Raw genomic sequence first — 18,551 nt, 5'->3', positions numbered from 1 at the left:
TCAAATTCCTCCACCTATCTTTACTTGTTCTTTTCCATCACATAATAATGAACGCTGCTGGTTTTTTCGTGCTCCGCTACTTCATTCTTAATAAAACCAACCACTTGCCATCCTTGTTGAAAATAATGAGTGAACACAGAACGTGTGGCCATTCGCCACGATAATGCCAACGATAAATCGTGCCCCTTGATATTTTGATAGAAAGCAGGAACCGGTACAAGAAGTCTTACGTCTTTGGTAGTCAAGCTTGTAATCGTCTCCACCGGAACAGGATATCCTTGATCATTGATGTTCACCTTAATTACGGTTGAGCAATCCGTAACGGTAACCTGTGCTCCGCCATTATGTCCTAAGGTTTCAGCGACATGATCGCTAATAATCCACCACTCCGCGAGCAACCGGTCAGATGGAATTCCTGCATTGAGGCTATCCGGCATTTCTCCGTAACAGTTCTCGATGTATTGAGAGCATATGGCCCCTAGCTTCTTAATGTTTAGATTCGCGTTGACAGTTTCCAGCGGGTCATACGTCCAGGTAATCAGGTCATAGCCTTTTTTTATAGCTTCATCTCGCTGTGCACGTTTCAGCATCTCCCCAATCCCGCATTTTCGATAGTCAGTATGTATGCCAAGCGCGTGTGAGCATAGATAGGCTTTCTTTCCGTCGAATCCAGCAAAACTGTACTGAAATCCGACGAGCTTATCCTCGTCATAGGCTCCGAGCACTATTCCTCCATTTTTTACTGCCGTTATGGTTTGATGAATCGGAAGGGGATGATCTGCTTCCCAGACCATTCCCTCCAATTCCTGCACCAAGGTCAATTCCTCGACGGAATGTAAAAGTCGTACAGAAATGTGCGGCTCCAACTTAATATTCCCCAACATGTCAATCCCCTTTCTTGACATTTTGACAAAAATAGAAATGAGTTATTCGATAAAAACTTCATAGCTTGAGTACATTTGCTCCAATTTTTGCTGTCTCGTTTGTATTCTCGCTTTGTCTTTGTGATTGATCCCCTCAATAATCAGAAAAAGAAAACTGAAGACGGTGGCAATGGAGTTGGGATCCACATTTGTTGGCAGCGTGATATCGGAAATACGCCCTACAGGCGAAAGTATGCGGTCAGTCACGGAAATCAATGGGATACCTTGTTCCTTTGCGCATACAGCGACGCGCAAGGCATCCTTGCTATAACGCGGGAAAGACAGGACAAGGACCACGGATTTCTCTGTGAGGTTGCATACCTTCTGATAAAATTCCCCCGTCTGATGACAAACCGTGACGTTTTCCCGAAGCATGCCAAGCGTGTAAGAAAACCAATAGGCCGGAGCATAAGACGAACCAAACCCGGCGATCAGGATTTGATCAGCGTTGATCAAACGGTCAATTACTTTATCCATTTCTTCTGTCTTTAATTGCTCAATCATCTGTCTTAAATACAAGATCTCATTTTCGATAACCTCAGCGTATGGACTGATCTCTCTGTCTGCCTGTTCAAAGTGTACCGAACTGTTAATGTCGGATAATATAGGAGACTGATGATTGTTTACAAATAATTGTCGTTGGATTTTTTCCTGCATATCTGTGAATCCGCTAAAACCGAGCGCATACGATAACCGAATGACAGTTGTTTCGCTTACTTCCACTTTACGCCCGATCTGAGCAGCTTTGCTAAATACAGCTTCCTCTGGTTGTTGAACCAAGTACTCAGCTACTTTCTTCTGACCCGGTGATAATTCGTTAAACCTTTCTTTGACCAGTTGTTCAAACGACATATTCTCTATTAACAGCTCCTGTAAGTTAAAGTTTATGCTTGGGCAGCTTCCAACACTGCACTTGATAAAATTTGTGTGCCGTACACCAAAGCATCCAATACAAACGACATGTGGGGATGGTGCAGGCCGGGCTTTAAATCGCAGCCGAGTCCAATCATCGTCGATACTAGACCGTTCTTTTCCAGAGGGTAGAAATGGAAATCCTCCCCTCCCTGCGTCATGCATTGATCCGCCATATTTTCAGGCCCAAGCACTTTGCTGATAGCTTTTTTCGCGAGATTTACCATCTGCTCATTTACTGTTGCTGCAGGTACGTAGCCGTCATACTTCCACTCCACGTTAGTACCCGTTAATGTGGCAACCGTGTGAAGAACATGAGCGGTTTTTTCTTTTAACTCGACCATTCCCTCATTGGTCTGGGCTCTCAGATCGAGCGTAAATTCAGCTCTCTCCGGTATGACATTGGAGGTTTCACCGCCTCCTTGCAATTGCGTGATTTTCACAGAAAACGGGCACCGTGCTTGCAGGCGAATTCCCTGTAATGCTTGAATGATCAAGGCTGCTGCTTCAAGAGGATTTTTACCATTTTCCGGACGAGCAGCGTGGGCTTGCAGACCCAATATCACTCCCCGAATGGACGTAGACGCCCCATGCACAATAACGGGAGCGGCTTTGCCATACGGCACTTCCATGCTTGGGCGCAAATGCACCCCTAAGAGCATCGTTACTCCATCCATGGCGCCGTCGCGGATCATTTGTAGCGCTCCCTCTCCTTTTTCCTCTGCGGGCTGAAATATAAAGCGAATCGTTTTATGAGGACGAATTTGACAGTCTTTGAGAGCCATTGCGGTGTGTAAGACCATTGTGCTGTGAGCATCATGACCACAAGAATGGTTGGCTTTCACTATCCCATCAACCTCTTGTACCAATGCATCCATATCAGCACGAAGAGCTACGACATCCGTTGTTTCCCCTTGAATCTCCGCTACAAGACCGTAGTGCCCCGCAAATGTCAGAACCGTAAAACCAGCCTGTTGCAAGCGTTCTTGCAAGTAGCGCGATGTTTTCTCTTCTTGCCAACTGGGCTCTGCCAAATCATGCAAATCGCGATAGGTTTGAATAATATACTCTCGCTGCTGATCGAAGTAATTATTCGATACTAAAGAACTCGTGATTAACACCTCCCTCGGTTATATTGAAGCTACAACTTCAATTTTTATATTTGATGAAGTTATTTTATCATTTTATTCATTTATACCATAACCATCACCACAAAACAAGCTTATAATGAAAAAGGGAAAAGGTTCAGTCAAGCATCTTTATCATGACTGGCAAAACAATGAAAGATGCGAATGCAATCCAAAATATACACTTGGATACTAATTGTCGTACAGTCACAGCAGCTGGCATAGAAGCAAAAATTAAGATATTATTCCATTGCTCCTCCGTTACATCTTTCCACAAGTCAATTTCCCGATAGTGTCTACTTCCGCCCTGTTGAGAGGAAGACCCGTAATGTTTTCAGTGGGCTGAGCATGCAACTTTCCCTTGATATCTAAAGAAAGATGGGCAAAAAAATGAGGACCCTATGCTCTGTAAACAGAATCTAGAGCAATAACTGAGTGGAATTATTAGACGAAGTGGAGGAGGAAGCGGTCATGGAACAAGGCATTGTCGTTCAAGGCATCGTTTATGATAAGAACATCGCAAAAATCAACATTCTAGGAGTGCCAGAGAAGCCGGATCAATTGGCGAAGGTGTTCACCGCACTGGCAAAGGAACAGATCAATGTGGACATCATCACGAAGGGCATGGTTTTTGACGGAGTAGCCGACTTTTCATTCACGACGGCGCTGATCGACTTCGACAAAGCGCTCACCGTCATCGACAGCATCCAGGCCGACCTTGGATACCGCCAAGCGACGCACGAGATAGAGCTCGTGAAAGTATCCATCGTCGGTGTAGGCATTTTAAGTACTTCGGGTGTAGCCGCCAAAATTTTCGAGGTGATCTCATCGCAGGGCGTGTCGATCAAGCTTGTCAGCACGTCCGAGATCAAGATGTCTTTCGTCATCAAGTTGGAGCACCTCGCAGACGTCGCCCGCGCACTTAACACTGCTTACGGTCTCGGTACTTGCGATGTGTCCTTCGTCGGCGGCCTGCAAGGTTGGTAATAGATCAAATGTAATCGCTGGACGGTTCCACTTTGTTTTTCTGAATAAACACCCGTTGAATATTGTACTTGTCTAATTTGTATTGCAGCGCCTGCCTCCTCAAACCTAGCGCTTCAGCCGTCTTGCTTACATTGCCCTGGCATTTATCAAGCATAGTCATAATTGCATCCCGTTCCAGTTCTTCAAGCATTTTGGGCAAATCGATCTCTTGTGAGAAATCGGCCGGAGAGGCTAGGGATATTTCTTCTTTTTTCGTTTGAAAAACATAGGCCGGCAGATGATACTCCTGGATCAGATCTTGCCCGCCGTCCATCATATTAAAAGCCGATTCTATAGCATGTTCAAGTTCACGTATATTTCCAGACCAATGATTCTGCATCATTTTTTGCATAGCCGGATCACTAATCCCTTTCACATCCATGCCAAACAAATTATTAAAATGCTGGATAAAATGATTTGCTAATTCAGGGATATCTGATTTACGTTGCATCGACTTCTTGTTCAACATCGCCACCAACCCGACGAATCTTCCTATCTTGCAGCACTCGCAACAATTTGGACTGCAAAGAAATATCAAGACTATTCAATTCATCAAGAAATAACGTGCCCTCATCCGCTTGTTCAAAAAAACCAGGTCGATCCACCGCACCTGTAAAAGCTCCTTTTTGGGTTCCAAACAATAGCCCTTCCATTAAATCCTTCGGCACAGCTGCGCAATTAATCGCTATAAAAGCTTTATCGCGACGGTTCCCTTTCCCTTCTCCAAAGCTAAATGCAGCGTACTGAACTCGTCAGTTAAAGAAGGAAAAAGGTGGAATATATTTTTCCCAGTACTTGATCTCTTTCCAAACCATCAATTTGAGCCATCATTTCATTATAAAATACCGTTTGGCCGCTTCGATTAACGATATGAACACCCACATTGATGATGTGGAGAATCCATTCAAATTGAGGTGACCAATGACTTAAAGAATGATTCATCTGCTCTCCTCCATTTTTTTATGTAGCATGGCCTACACCATTCGGGACTTGCACCCAAGAGATAGCGTCCATGCTGGGCGCACGGAAAGGGCAGGTCGAATACAAACATTCGTCTGCCATCTCTGATGCTAAATTAATCAATACATTTAAGACCACATTGATTATATTCATATTAAAGGTGACGTACACCGGTGTTCTTGTGTCTCCCACACCCCTCATCTTGTACTTCCATCACCATCAACGGCATTTGCCGGACCAAGCCAGTCCACTTCATTCCCGGAAGCATATACAGATCAATATTTCGATTTTCATGGTAAAGCGAAATCCTTCGCCTAACTGCACGAATGTCATTCGTTCACCCACATATCCTGGATGTTCAAAGTCGCCAACGGGTTAGGTTTGACCCCTTGAATGCGATTGTTGATGACCTGGAACATCTTCGCAGAATACAGCGGAATCCAGTAAGCTTCATCAACTACAAGCTTCTGTATTGCTGCATAAGTTTTCTTTCTTTGCCCGCTATCCATTATTGTGGCGCCTTTTTCCAGCAGGCTGTCCAGCTTCTTATTGCTGATGCGGAAAACATTCAAGCCGCCGATTTGATTGGAATTCAAGAGCAGATTCAAAATATCGGGATCATTGCTTCCGTGATCAGTCGCCATCAAATCAAATGCGCCTTTTACTGCTTGCGCTGTGGCTGTGGCCATTTCATAGCTTTGAATTTTCAAATCGACACCAATTTCTTTCAGCATGCTTTGCACAAGTTGATTTCCTGGCTTTGGAGTGTCGATGATCATCATGAGGCTGAGCCCTTTTCCATCTTTTTCCCTGATTCCTCGCTCATTGGTCTTCCAACCGGCCTCCTCCAGCAATCTCATCGCTTCCTCTTTATTGTATTTGTAGCCGTATTGCTCCACTGCCGGGTCGTACCCAATCATTGTAGGCGGGATAGGTCCGTAGACAGGCACTCCTTCTCCCTTCAGGTCTGCGGCGATCAGCGCTTCCTTGTTGATCGCCAGATTAAGAGCTTTGCGTACGTTAATATCTTGCAAAATCTCATTTTCCAAATTCATTCCGATGAAGTTCTCAACTGGCTGCGTCCCTTCCACGACGGTGAATTTCTTATCATTCTTGTACTTCTTCACGTCTTTTGCAGGTACGTTCGCGATATCAATTGTTCCACTGTCAAGCGCAGCCATCAGAGTCTGATTGTCTTTGATAAACTTGATGACGAGCCGATCTGGCCGTACAGGGCCTTTGTTCTCCACAAACGGAGGCGCCCATTGATAGTCATCGTTTCGTTTCAGCGTAATGGATTCCCCCGTCTTCCAGCTCTCGAACTTCCACGGTCCCACTCCCACAGGATTTCGTCCATAATTATTTCCGTATTTCTTCACCGCCTCCATCGATAAAGGCTGATGGTATCCTCCATAGGACAAAGCACTAAGCAGCGGAGCAGAAGGCTGTTTCAATTGAAAAATTAGAGTAGAATCATCGGGTGCAGAAATGGACTGGATCAAAGCTAACTCTTGTCCGGTAAGCGGTGAAGCAGTTTTGGGGTCCATTGCCCGCTCCATGCTTTGCTTGATGGAAGATGCGGTCAGCGGTGTTCCATCATGAAACTTCACCCCCGGGCGAAGCTTGAACGTCCAGGTCTTTCCATCCTTGGAGATCGTGTACGATTCAGCCAGATTGGGCTTCAGCTCAAAAGTATATGGGTCCATAACCATCAAGGCTCCTCCCAGTAAACCGCCTACGAAGTTGCCGGCTGGAAGAGCTGTTTTTTGCGGATCTAACGTATCCGGCTCCGCTTGGTACCCGATTGTGATTGTTCCCCCTGTTTTTGGCGTCAGGCTGACATTCGTTTTTGACTGTTGATCGGCCGTTTCTACTGGTGGGGGTGCAGAAGTACATCCCACTGTAGAAATGGCGAGTAAACATACAAACAGCAAATACCCTATGTGCAAATCCAAGCGCTTTCGTAACACTACGGACCTCCTTTTTAGATGTAGCCATTTTAAGTCACGCATCATGTTATATCGTCGTTCAATCCAATTTCTCTCTTATTTCCAGACTTCTTTTATAGACCCTGATAAAGTTTTTGCCCATGATCAGCTCGATCGCTTCTTCTGTATACCCTCTTTTAGCAAGAGCCCTGGCAATCTCCGGTACCTGGATGTGTCCTTTTACAACGTCAAAATCTTTGCGCGATGCCTGTGCGATTGCATCTGGCGAATCGTACTTCATGAATGGCTCGATTATATCCAGGCCGATTCCGACATGCTCTACCCCAACGAGTGATGTAATATGGTCCACATGGTTCAGCAGGTGTTCGAGATCTGACTCGTCATCGTTATCTGCTACAAAAATATTGACACCATTTATGCCGATCACCCCATTGGTGGAAGCAATCGCCTTGATTTGCTCATCTGTAAGATTGCGCATAGAGTCAGCAAGTGACCGACAGTTGGAATGGGAGGCGATGATTGGCTTTTTGGCGATTTCGATAACATCCCAGAAGCCTTCATCGTTTAGATGGCTCACATCGATGATCATCCCCATTGCTTCTGCCTCTTCAACCAGTCGCACGCCAAATTCGGTAATTCCCCCTTTTTTTCCCTCACGCACTGGCGAAAAGTGACTGCCGTCTCCAACGAAGTTGCGTCGGCTCCACACGAGTCCCATAAAACGCACGCCCAGCTCATAGAAGATTCGAAGCATACTCAGATCGTTGTACAACGGTTCGGCTCCTTCCAAAGAAAGGATAAAGCCGACTTTTCCCGCTTTTTTTGCATTTTCGATATCATCCACACTTTTACATACCATGATTTTGTCAGGTGATTCATGCGCCTCTGCATGTAGCGCACTTATTTGCTGGAGCGCCTTTCGCAGGCCCATCTCTGGCAAAAATTTGTTGTCGATATAAATTGCAGCGACGATGGTATGTACCCCGCCTGCCACAAAACCAGGCAAATAGTCCGATACAATGACGTTTCTTTTGCCGTGCTCCCGTTGGACTGCCACATCCAAAAGCAGATCAAAATGAGCATCAATAACGTGTCTCATGCGCGTTTCCCTCTCCTTTACCTTGGCTTTCTATCTTTACTCGCTTCTCTTGTGCTGCGCCGATTTTATCTCAAGTTTTCAGGATTGAGCGGTTCCAGTGCCGGTATCACGAACCGCCCATCTTTTCGAATCAACCGATCGTCGAACCAGATCTCTCCCCCACCATACTCTGGACGTTGGATCATGACCATATCCCAGTGAATCATGGAATCGTTACCATTTGGAGCCATGTCATAGCATTGTCCCGGTGTGAAGTGGAAGCTGCCATCAATTTTTTCGTCAAATAAGATATCCTTCATGGGTTCCCGAATGAAAGGATGTACCCCCAGTGCGAACTCGCCAATAAACCGCGCACCTTCATCCGTATCCAAAATGCCCGTCAATCGCTTCGTATCATTAGCTGTCGCATTCACGATCTTCCCGTTTGCAAACTCCAGACGAACATTTTCAAACGTAAAGCCTTGATAAGGAGATGGCGTGTTAAATGTGATGACACCGTTCACCGAATCTCGTACCGGAGCAGTAAATACTTCTCCGTCGGGTATGTTCATTTCTCCCGCACACGGAATTGCTGGGATGCCTTTGATCGAAAAGGTAAGCTCGGTGCCTGGTCCGATTATTTTCACTCTGTCTGTTCTTTCCATCAGTTCCTTTAGCGGAAGCATTGCGTTGGCCATTCTGGCGTAATCCATCGTGCAGACATCAAAGTAGAACTGTTCAAAAGCTTCTGTACTCTTGTTAGCCAGCTGAGCCACAGAAGGATTGGGATAACGGAGATAGACCCATTTTTTCTGGAGACGAACCTCTCGCACCGATTTGGTAAAGGAAGCGGACAGCTTCATCTGCTCATCAGGCACATCGGACAGCTCGTTGATATTGTTTCCGCCATCAATGAGGATAAAAGCATGCATCTTCTCCATCTGATAACGATCAATCTCTGCCCAAGTCCGAAACTGTTCTGTGGTTCCTCTCAACAAAAGCTCGCGATGTATGCTGATATCTCGCAAGTTAACAAAAGGATGTCCTCCCGCTTTATGGACAGCTTTCACAAGCTCCTTGATCAAAGGCGTGTCGATTTCAATCGCTTCAATCAGTACATTGTCCCCTGGCTGTACACGAGTCGAGTAGTTCACCAGCACATTCGCCAATTTGGTAAGACGTGAGTCCAACATCGATCACTGACACCTCCGCCATCTTTTTTTATTTTCCCGCCATCGAATAGAGATGACAGGCGACCATTCTTCCTTCTACTTCTTTCAACACAGGAGTTTCTGTTTTGCAAACATCCATACATGCCCAGCAGCGCGGGTGAAACTTGCACCCTTTGGGAGGATTGGAGGGTGAGGGCAAGTCCCCCGTTAAAATAATCCGTTCCCTTTTTTCATCTGGATCAGAAACGGGAACGGCTGAGAGAAGTGATTGCGCGTACGGATGCATCGGCCTTTGAAATAGCTCTTCTTTTTTCGCCAGCTCGATAACTTCCCCCAAGTACATGACCGCTACTCGATCAGCAATATGTTCGACGACACGTAAATCATGAGAAATAAAGAGGTATGTGAGAGAAAACTGCTCCTGCAAATCTTGAAGCAGATTAAGAATCTGGGATTGAATCGATACATCTAGAGCGGAAACCGGCTCGTCGGCAATAATTAGCTTTGGCCTTAGCATCAAGGCACGAGCAATCCCAATCCTTTGTCTTTGTCCCCCTGAAAACTCATGCGCGTATCGTGAGAGGTGCCTTTTGCTCAAACCGACAATTTCAATCGTCTCTTCGATCAGCGATTGTCTATGTTCCTTTGGTATATCATGGGCAATCAGCGGTTCTGTTAAAATGTGCTGAATCGTCAGCTTAGGATTCAGCGTATCAAAAGGATTTTGAAATACCATTTGCATATTACGCCTTACGTTGTGCATGTCCGCTTTGGTAAAAGTACGGATGTTGTTGCCTTGGAACACGATCTGGCCATCAGTCGGCTCAACCAAGCGCAGAATGCACCTTCCAAGCGTCGATTTGCCGCATCCTGACTCCCCGACAATGCCTAAGGTCTCTCCCACGTTTACCGTCACATTCACGCCGTTGACAGCGTGTACGTAGGTTGGCTGTTGGAACCACCCTTTGCTTGTAAGAAACCGCTTCTGCAAATTTTTCACTTCCAAGAGAGGCGTCGTCATACATTCACCGCCGATCTCTTATCTAATTCTTGATACAGCCAGCACCGGCAATGGGACTGTTCGTCCACAGCCATCAACTGGGGATTCTGTTCGGCACAAATGGGCATGGCTTTGTCGCATCGCGGAGCAAAGCGGCAGCCTTTGGGATATTCGTCTGGGGCCGGTACACTTCCGGCGATGCTGTTCAGACGCTTCTGTCCTTTTGCCTTATGCGGAGTGGAATGGATCAAGCCGATGGTGTATGGATGCTTCGGGTTACGCAGCAGCGTACGGACATCTGCAGATTCAATGACCTGCCCCGCATACATCACCATCACCCGGTCACAAGTCTCGGCAACAACTCCCAAATCATGTGTGATCATGATCAGAGACATGCCCAATTCCACGCGGACTTTTTGAATCAAATCCAGAATTTGTGCCTGAATCGTCACGTCGAGAGCTGTTGTCGGCTCATCCGCAATCAATAGCTTCGGGCTGCAAGCGATCGCCATCGCAATCATGACACGCTGTCTCATCCCTCCAGATAAACGATGAGGGTATTCGTTGTAGATTTCATTCGCTCGTGAAATCCCTACCTGTGTAAGCAGCTCAATCACCTTTTGCTTTGCTTGCGCGCGCTTCATGCCTTCATGCTTTTCGAGTCCTTCACTCATTTGCTTGCCGATTGTCAAAACAGGATTAAGCGCGGTCATCGGCTCCTGAAAGATCATCGCCATTTCTTTTCCTCTGATTTTTTGCATCACTTTTTCGTTAAACGCCAATATTTCAGTACCGTTTAACTGAATGCTTCCTTCAATTTTTCCGTTCTTCCCAAGCAAGCGCATAATAGAGAGGGAAGTAACGCTTTTCCCGCACCCAGACTCTCCAACGATGCCCAAGGATTCTCCTTTCCCGACGCACAGAGAAAGATCATCCACTACCTTGAAATCTTTTCCGTTTTTTGTAAACGTAGTTGTCAAACCGGACACTTCCAGCACGTTAGTCATGTTGTCCCCTCCTTGCGACTGAATGAAAGCTGATTTTTTACCGTATCTATGTTTTCGGGTCAAAAATATCGCGCAGGGCATCGCCTAGCATGTATACGGTAAAAACTACGACAGTTATCGCGATTCCCGGAAACGTCGCCAGCCACCATGCTTCCCCCAAATAATCCTTGCCTTCACTCAGCATCGTTCCCCACTCTGGAGTAGGCGGTTGCGCCCCAAGGCCAATAAACCCGAGTGCGGATGTACCTAAAATTGCGCTTCCAATGAACATAGTCGTATACACGATTAGTATATTTGAAATATTCGGTATCATTTGGTTGATAATAATCCACCAGTTGGAGCTTCCGATTGACCGACTTGCTTCCACATATCCTGCTCCCTTGACGGTTAGAGCTGCCCCTCGGACGAGGATAGAAAAACCGGGTACGGACGCGATGCCGATTGCAATCATCGCATTTTCCTGACTGGGCCCAAGGACTGCTACGATCGCCAAAGCCAATACAATCCCTGGCAACGCGAGCAAGACATCCATGATCCGCATCATCACGTTATCAAAAAATCCTCCCAAATAGGCGCTTGTCACACCGATGAGCGTTCCGGCTACAAACGTCATTGCAGACGCCATCACCGCTACTGTCAACGTCACCCTTGTTCCATACAGCAAACGCGATAATATATCGCGGCCAATCGCATCCGTCCCAAGCCAAAATTCCTTCGATGGACCTTGCATAAAAGCTTCGTAATACGTTTTGGTTGGATCATGAGGGGCAATCCAAGGACCGGTGATACCGATTAAAATAATGAACAGCATCATCATGAAGCTAAATCTTGCCTTCTTTTTTTGCATAATCTTGCCCAGTAATTCAAAACGGGGAAGAGACCTTTCTTTACGCCCTATCGAACCGACGGAAATCGTTTTGTTGACCTGGCCCACACTACACTCCCTCCCGTTTTACCGTGTAGTCGATACGTGGATCGAGGATGGCGTACAACACGTCAATTACGATCACGACAAGAACGTAAATCGCACCGATAAACAATGTCGTTCCCTGTATCATGGGGAAATCCCGCGAGCTGATCGCTTGAATCGCCAATGTCCCTATCCCCGGCCAGTTGAATACTTGCTCAACAATGACGGCCCCGCCCAACAGTCCCGCAAATTCCAGGCCGATTACCGCAACAATCGGGATCATCACGTTGCGAAATGCGTGCCGCATTAGCACAAGTTGCTCACTCATGCCTTTTGCACGAGCTGTACGGATGTAGTCATTGGATAAGACTTCCACCATGCCCGCACGTGTCAATCGACTGAGCGATGTCGCCATCAAAGTACCGAGCGTGAACGCAGGCAGTACGATATCCATGAACCCGGTGCCTCCTGCGATCGGAAACCAGCCCAAGTGCACAGAAAACACCAAAATCACAAGAAGACCTAACCAGAAACCCGGCAGCGCCATGCCAAAGGTTGACAACGTCATGATGAAGTTATCAATAAACGTATCTTTCCATCTAGCAGCAAGGACTCCCATGCCAATTCCGACAACAACAGCAACACCTAGACTTGCCACTGCCATTTTCGCCGTTGCTGGAAAGCGCTCTGCAATTTCCGTGCTTACGGGTCTTCCTGTCTTGAGTGACGTACCCAAATCTCCTTTTACTACCCCGGACGCATAGCTGAGATACTGAGTCACGAGAGGCTTATTGAGCCCAAGCTCTTCTCGCAGCGCCTCGATTTGTTCAACCGTTGCCCGCTGACCGAGCATAATACGTACCGGATCGCCAGGGATGAAATGAATGAGCATAAAGGTAAAAATCGAGAGTCCAAAGAGAACAATGACACCCGAAATGAGTCGCTTGAAAATGTATTGCTTCATGATGTGTTCACCCCCATCCTTATGGAATGATGTACGGTCGTTCAAATATAATATTTTCGACTGCTTCAAGAGTCTTTTCCGTCCACTGATGTTCCTGATCCACGTTTGTAAGATAAATAATCGTTTTATCTGTCCCAATATATCGTCGTAACCAGCTTCGATACCCCGGCCAGCTTCCGCCGTGTTGGACCACTTTTCCTGTCACCTGATCTTCTTGCAGTCGCCAGCCATAACCATAATTAGACATACTGTTGTCAGAAAGTCGCACTGGGGAAAAGGCTTTTTCTAGCGTTTCTTTCTTGACCAGTTTTTCTGTGTAAAGCGCTCTGTCCCACTTGCGTAAGTCATCCAGAGTTGAGTTGACAGCACCGTCTCCCTGAATGCCATCCAGATGAATGACAAAATCGTGCTCACTTGATTCATCGGGCAACACAAATGCTTCAGATGGGGCAGAATATACATAACCATAGGCGTAATGCTGGATCAACTGAGGAGAATATCTTCGGTTGTACACTCTTGTGTTGTGCATATTGAGTGGTTGAAAAATATGCTTTTGCAAGAAATCTGCAAATGGTGTGTCTGCTACGTGTTCTACAATGGAAGCCAATAAAGCATAGCCGGTATTGCTGTACTCATACTTTTCATTCGGTTGAAACAAGACGTCTGGTCGATGCTTTTGTAGCTGATCGAGAATGTCTTGATTCGTAGCAATTTTCGTTTTATCCCAGCAATGAGAAAATAGCTCCATGTAATCAGGCAAACCGGATGTGTGCACCAGTAGATTCTCTACGGTAATATCGGCATAGGGAAAATCCGGGAAGAAGTTGTCCACTTTATCTGAATAATCGAGCTTCCCTTGTTCCTGCAGGATCATGATGCCCATTGCTGTAAATGCCTTGGAAACCGATGCGAGTTCAAATACCGAATCCGGTGACAATTTTTCAGCTGTTTCCCGATTGGCCATCCCTATGGAATTTTGATAGAAAGGGTTCCCTTCTTCCAAAATCAATAGGTTCCCGCTCCAATTGTTTTGTTCAGCAATTGTTGAAAGAAGCTCGTCAAGCTGGCGGCATCTCACATCACTTGCGTTGGCTCGCTGTGTCATTTTTCGTTTCCCCCACTCGCCTTATTTCCAAACGTATTCGCAGCTACCTCTTTCGAACATTGTCTCCCCGCAAAAGCCATTCGAACAATCTCATTCTTTCCGTTTCTGATAAACCGTGCGGAGGCATCAGTTCCAAAAAACCGGATGACAAAAAGATCTTCAGCAAATGGTCTCATCACATAGTTTTCTCCCGAAAAGGAGAGCATCAGTTGACCATTATCTAATCTGACCGGCAAAGTCCCAATCTCTCTCGATTGATAATCCCCCACGAATTGATGCATTACTTCCTCAGATACGGAATCATACTTGTTATCCAGGTGTGAGGATTCTGGAGGGCGGTTTTCCAAACTATTTAGCGCACCCGACATGATCGCCAAAGCCGGCGACAATTCGATATTGGACAGCACTACTCCGGCCAGTCCTGTTTCGGGAAAGAAGCACATCTGACTGGTAACCCCTTTTAAACCACCACTATGTTCAACAAACTTTTTTCCATAATAATCAGACGTTATGATCAAGCCGTACCCGTAAAACTGACCAGGTGTCATATCTGTCGGGAAATAAGGAGTCATCATTTGTTGTACACTTTCAGGTGTCAGGATACGGTTTCCCCCGGCTGTAAGCCCACTTTTGCAGAACATGTCCGTATATCGCAGCATATCCCGCACCGTTGATTTCAATGCTCCTGCCCCCCGGGAAGCAGGAAAATCCCACCAATTCGGAGATGAGATCACTTCCTTTTGATCGCCTCTGTCACGCATGATATACAGTTTTGTAATATTCTCATACCCATTCAGCTCTTCCAAGAAAAAGCTAGTGTGCCCCATCCCGATTGGTTCAAGGATGTGCTCTTTGACATACAACTCATACGACTTGCCGCTGACGCGATTGATGATCGCCCCCAGCAAGGCGAAGCAATCATTGGAATAACTGAACTCTGTACCTGGAGGCCCTAAAAGCTCTACATCTAATGTAGAAATAACATGCATCAATTCTTCGTACGTATCGATTGGTACCGTAACACCTCTATTGCTTTCCGGGAATGAATGGTCTTCTGCCCCATTCGCTTCCAAACTTCGCATCACCGTTGCAAACATTGTTGGCAAGGGAGGAATGCCACTCGTATTCGTCATAAAATGATGAATCGTGATTTGCCCAACATCAATATTTTTCAATCGGAATTCCGGCAAGTATTTCACTACAGGGTCATGTACGGATAACTTACCGGCTTCCTGTAATTGCATGATCGCCACACAAGTAAAAGATTTCGTTATGGATGCAATTCCAAATACCGTATCGATCGTAACGCCTACCTGCTGTTCTACATCTCGGAAGCCAAATCCCTTTTGATAAAAGAGTTGTCCATCCTTTGCCAATCCCAAACCTACACCAGGAACCTGACCTTTAGTTATCAATTTTTCCGCATACGTTTCAAAAGAATCAACCCATCCGTTATTTTGCATTCGCTACTCTCCCTTCTTTCACATATAGATCGTCTAATTGCTTGTTAGTTCTCGATCCAGCTGTCATTATAGGTGGGCATGATAGATGTCCACTTAACTCCTTTTACTCGCGAATTTATGACGGTAAAGACCTTATCGAAATAGATTGGGACAACATACGCTTGCTCAACTATACGTTTTTGTACATCCTTATACACTTGGTTTCTGGCATCAATCTGTATGGTTGTACGCCCTTTCAAAAGGAGAGCATCCAGTTTGTCATCTTTTACACCTGTCATGTTGTAGGCACCGTTGGAATAAAAGTAAAAGTATAAAATATCTGGATCATCATACGCACCGGTCATTAGCGTTAGATCAAAATTCCCTTTGACTGCTTCCTGCAAATACGTCCCTAGTTCTAGCTTCTGAATCGTAATTTTGATACCAGCTTCCCCCAGCATTGCTTGTACCAATTGGGCTTCTTTGTCAATATCTGTACTACTAAGCAAATCCAGACTAAATGTTTTCCCGTCCTTTTCTCTCACACCACTCCCGTTAACTTTCCAACCAGCGTCGTCCAACAATTTCTTTGCTTCGTTCACATTATACTCGTACCCATACTTCTCTAAAGATTTGTCATACCCTAGCGTTGCTGGAGATAACGGCGTTTGGGCTACTTCCCCATCTCCCTGCATAACAGCTTGGATAATGGCTTTTTTATTGACGAGCATATTTAATGCTTGACGCACCTTAATATCCTGAAACTCCGGTCTTCTCAGATTCATCTCCAGCAACATACCCACTCCAGAACGTACACGCTCCATAACTTGATATTTCGGATTGTTTTGAAATTTTTTCGCTTCTTTAACAGGTACCTCCGTTGCTACATCAATCGCACCACTCTCTAGCGCTGACATCCTCAGATTGGTGTCAGGAATCGATTTTATGACAAGTTTGTCCGCTCTTGGAGGTCCTTGATTTTCATAATAGGCCTCTCCCCACTTAAAAGCTTCATTTCTAACCAAGGTGACTTTGCCCGCTTTCCAGCTCTCAAACTTCCACGGCCCTACTCCTACAGGATTCCGGCCGTAAGCCTCTCCTGCCTTTTCAATCGCTTTCAACGATAACGGCTGCGAGGAATTAATCCCTAACGTATAGAGAAAGGTAGCATTGGGTTCATATAGTTCCAGAACGAGAGTATGATCGTCTGGCGCTTTCACACTTTTTATTGGAGTCATTAATTCACCGACTGTCATTGCTTTCGTCTCCGGATTGAGAGCGCGATCGAAGGTTTCCTTAAAACTTTTTGCGGTCAGAGGTGTCCCATCGTGAAAAGTAATCCCGGAACGAATGGTAAAGGTCAACGTTTTGCCATCCTCTGAAATTTTATAGTCACTTGCAAGAGAGGGCTTGTATTCGTTTGTGGCAGGATCCTTATAGAGCAGGGATCCACCCAGCAACCAGGTATAGACCTCAGCTGATCCAGCAGACTTCTGGACATCTAACGTATCCGGATCATAAGGGTACGCTACTGTAATGGTTCCGCCCATCTCTGGTTTGGCACTCTCTTTTTGCTCGGCTGGTTCATTTTTTTGACTGCTGCAGCCAACCACCATAAACATACAGAGAGTCACAAATCCCCCCAAAAAGACTCTGAACGTTCTTCGCTTGTTTTTCTTCATATGACTACAGTCCCCCCTACTTCACTTTTCTGTCTGAAAGTACTTCCGATGATTGTTATGATTTCACCTCCTTTGCAAACTGTACGTTAATCATGTTAACGCTTCCAAAGAAAGTGAAAGACAAAGAGTTCTATTACTCTTTATCCAGTTGTTGAAGCTTCCACACTAATGCTTGGTAGAATAACTCATTTGTTTTCATATACGATTGCAGACTTGGGTACAAGATAAAGCTAATTCTTCTGAAACGTTCGAGATTTTCTGACTGCATTGAAAGCATCTTTTCTGCAAACCGCCGGAAAAATGACTCCGAGACAGGGGGTTCGTCAACATCGGCAAACAGCGAGACATACTCTTGAACGTTCGCCTGTACGAAAGGACTGTCAGGAGTTGCATGTTGCTCCGCTAACTTCAACAACTGTTTATGGTTTTTCATCATTTTGGCGCTCCACATCTCAACGCTGATTCTCGGTAGCTGAACGACTTCCAGGTAGGACAGAAAATCTTTCTTCAACTCCCGAACAATCTGTGAATCATTAAACATTTCCTCCAACTCATCTAATGCAGCCGTTTGTGCTGCCGAAAGCTTACCATCCAGCAAAGTAGAGACTTTAACCCCAAGTAAAAAAATCTCTCGCCATTCAACCGGAAATTGTTCAGGGAAAACGGACAAGAACATTTTTTTCAAAATAAACTTTTCCCGTGCCAATGTATTTGCTGAAATTGATTCAACCAGCTCGTACATAAAGCGGAGAGAATCTGTGCCACCCTTACTCTGCTTGGTCTGTTCCAAAATGGATTTCATGCTGGCAAGCGTACGCATTTGGTTGTCCAACGCTTCCATTTGCCAGTCTATTGCTGTATCAACAGGTATATCCCCCGATATCATTTTCTGAATCTCATCAATGCCAAAATTCAGATAACGGAGCGTAAGGATCAGTTTTAACCGCCATATTTCCGCTGCTGTATACAGACGATGACCGCCAGACGTTATCTCTGCAGGTGAGAGCAGGCCGATCTCGTCGTAATAACGGACAGTGGGTACAGTAGATCCTGTGATTTTCGCCACTTGTCCGATGGAAAACTTCACTTCTTTTGCTGTCGGATCAGTCTGTTGATCTTGTGTGGTGTCTACGCTGTTCCTCGAATTTGAGTGCACGTTGCAACACCTCCAAAGTTATTATAAAACCTCAAGTAACTTGAGATTCAAGTTGAAAGATGAGTAATCTAATTTCTCATGCGGCACTTTACGGAGATATTCCCTTTAAATTTTTCCTTGATGCACATATATTGATGT

18 protein-coding genes are annotated in these 18,551 nt (G+C 45.6%); 1 reads left to right on the top strand and 17 read right to left on the bottom strand.

All coding sequences use genetic code 11. The annotated features are described in order from the left end of the window. Window positions 1-20: 20 nt before the first annotated feature. From QMG93_RS20030 to QMG93_RS20020, 3 genes are read right to left on the bottom strand one after another with little or no spacing between them, the layout of a single operon-like run. On the bottom strand, window positions 21-884 hold the full coding sequence (locus QMG93_RS20030) for a GNAT family N-acetyltransferase (protein WP_281939505.1): 864 nt from the start codon (window positions 882-884) through the stop codon (window positions 21-23). A 42-nt stretch (window positions 885-926) separates the two neighbouring features. Further along, entirely contained in the window at window positions 927-1,775 is an 849-nt protein-coding gene (locus QMG93_RS20025) for a MurR/RpiR family transcriptional regulator (RefSeq protein ID WP_216795014.1), read from the bottom strand. Window positions 1,776-1,807: 32 nt separating this feature from the next. After that, the gene (locus tag QMG93_RS20020) at window positions 1,808-2,956 is read right to left on the bottom strand and encodes a M20 peptidase aminoacylase family protein (protein WP_281939501.1); all 1,149 of its coding nucleotides are present in this window, start codon (window positions 2,954-2,956) and stop codon (window positions 1,808-1,810) included. A 477-nt stretch (window positions 2,957-3,433) separates the two neighbouring features. Between QMG93_RS20020 and QMG93_RS20015 the strand changes: the two genes are divergently transcribed. Further along, the gene (locus QMG93_RS20015; RefSeq protein WP_281939499.1) at window positions 3,434-3,949 is read left to right on the top strand and encodes an ACT domain-containing protein; all 516 of its coding nucleotides are present in this window, start codon (window positions 3,434-3,436) and stop codon (window positions 3,947-3,949) included. A gap of 4 nt (window positions 3,950-3,953) precedes the next feature. Here the strand turns inward: QMG93_RS20015 and QMG93_RS20010 are convergent, their stop codons facing one another. The 14 genes from QMG93_RS20010 to QMG93_RS19945 all read right to left on the bottom strand — a co-directional run bounded on the left by QMG93_RS20010 (window position 3,954) and on the right by QMG93_RS19945 (window position 18,413). Continuing rightward, on the bottom strand, window positions 3,954-4,457 hold the full coding sequence (locus QMG93_RS20010) for a helix-turn-helix domain-containing protein (protein WP_281939585.1): 504 nt from the start codon (window positions 4,455-4,457) through the stop codon (window positions 3,954-3,956). Further along, window positions 4,429-4,641: a sigma 54-interacting transcriptional regulator gene (locus QMG93_RS20005; protein WP_281939497.1), complete on the bottom strand. Its 213-nt coding sequence runs from the start codon at window positions 4,639-4,641 to the stop codon at window positions 4,429-4,431. Before QMG93_RS20005 ends, QMG93_RS20010 begins: the two co-directional genes overlap by 29 nt. A 103-nt stretch (window positions 4,642-4,744) precedes the next feature. After that, entirely contained in the window at window positions 4,745-4,930 is a 186-nt protein-coding gene (locus QMG93_RS20000) for a hypothetical protein (protein WP_281939495.1), read from the bottom strand. Between the two features lie 347 nt (window positions 4,931-5,277). After that, window positions 5,278-6,918, bottom strand: coding sequence for an ABC transporter substrate-binding protein (locus QMG93_RS19995; protein WP_281939493.1), 1,641 nt, complete (start codon window positions 6,916-6,918; stop codon window positions 5,278-5,280). 58 nt (window positions 6,919-6,976) lie between these two features. Beyond that, window positions 6,977-7,996, bottom strand: coding sequence for a dipeptidase (locus tag QMG93_RS19990; protein ID WP_281939491.1), 1,020 nt, complete (start codon window positions 7,994-7,996; stop codon window positions 6,977-6,979). Between the two features lie 65 nt (window positions 7,997-8,061). Further along, window positions 8,062-9,168 carry an aminopeptidase gene (locus tag QMG93_RS19985; RefSeq protein WP_281939489.1) on the bottom strand — a complete coding sequence of 369 codons (1,107 nt, stop codon included), beginning with the start codon at window positions 9,166-9,168 and terminating at the stop codon, window positions 8,062-8,064. A 28-nt stretch (window positions 9,169-9,196) separates the two neighbouring features. Continuing rightward, window positions 9,197-10,168: an ABC transporter ATP-binding protein gene (locus tag QMG93_RS19980; RefSeq protein ID WP_281939487.1), complete on the bottom strand. Its 972-nt coding sequence runs from the start codon at window positions 10,166-10,168 to the stop codon at window positions 9,197-9,199. Continuing rightward, the gene (locus QMG93_RS19975) at window positions 10,165-11,154 is read right to left on the bottom strand and encodes an ABC transporter ATP-binding protein (protein WP_281939485.1); all 990 of its coding nucleotides are present in this window, start codon (window positions 11,152-11,154) and stop codon (window positions 10,165-10,167) included. Before QMG93_RS19975 ends, QMG93_RS19980 begins: the two co-directional genes overlap by 4 nt. A 46-nt stretch (window positions 11,155-11,200) precedes the next feature. After that, window positions 11,201-12,001 carry an ABC transporter permease gene (locus QMG93_RS19970; RefSeq protein ID WP_281939583.1) on the bottom strand — a complete coding sequence of 267 codons (801 nt, stop codon included), beginning with the start codon at window positions 11,999-12,001 and terminating at the stop codon, window positions 11,201-11,203. A gap of 88 nt (window positions 12,002-12,089) precedes the next feature. Then, on the bottom strand, window positions 12,090-13,028 hold the full coding sequence (nikB, locus tag QMG93_RS19965) for a nickel ABC transporter permease (RefSeq protein WP_281939483.1): 939 nt from the start codon (window positions 13,026-13,028) through the stop codon (window positions 12,090-12,092). A 19-nt stretch (window positions 13,029-13,047) separates the two neighbouring features. Further along, entirely contained in the window at window positions 13,048-14,133 is a 1,086-nt protein-coding gene (locus QMG93_RS19960) for a serine hydrolase domain-containing protein (protein ID WP_281939482.1), read from the bottom strand. Further along, window positions 14,130-15,596, bottom strand: coding sequence for a serine hydrolase (locus tag QMG93_RS19955; protein WP_281939480.1), 1,467 nt, complete (start codon window positions 15,594-15,596; stop codon window positions 14,130-14,132). The genes QMG93_RS19960 and QMG93_RS19955 overlap by 4 nt, the downstream gene beginning before the upstream one ends. 44 nt (window positions 15,597-15,640) lie before the next feature. After that, window positions 15,641-17,257 carry an ABC transporter substrate-binding protein gene (locus tag QMG93_RS19950; RefSeq protein ID WP_216795025.1) on the bottom strand — a complete coding sequence of 539 codons (1,617 nt, stop codon included), beginning with the start codon at window positions 17,255-17,257 and terminating at the stop codon, window positions 15,641-15,643. Window positions 17,258-17,390: 133 nt separating this feature from the next. Continuing rightward, a complete protein-coding gene (locus QMG93_RS19945; protein ID WP_281939477.1) occupies window positions 17,391-18,413 on the bottom strand; it encodes a MerR family transcriptional regulator in 1,023 nt (340 codons plus the stop codon). Window positions 18,414-18,551: the final 138 nt, after the last annotated feature.

This window comes from Paenibacillus tyrphae (assembly GCF_027925525.1).
Lineage (GTDB): Bacteria > Bacillota > Bacilli > Paenibacillales > NBRC-103111 > Paenibacillus_G > Paenibacillus_G tyrfis_B.
The sequence above is the reverse complement of the archived record's forward strand: the minus strand, read 5'-3'. Positions and strand labels throughout refer to the sequence as shown.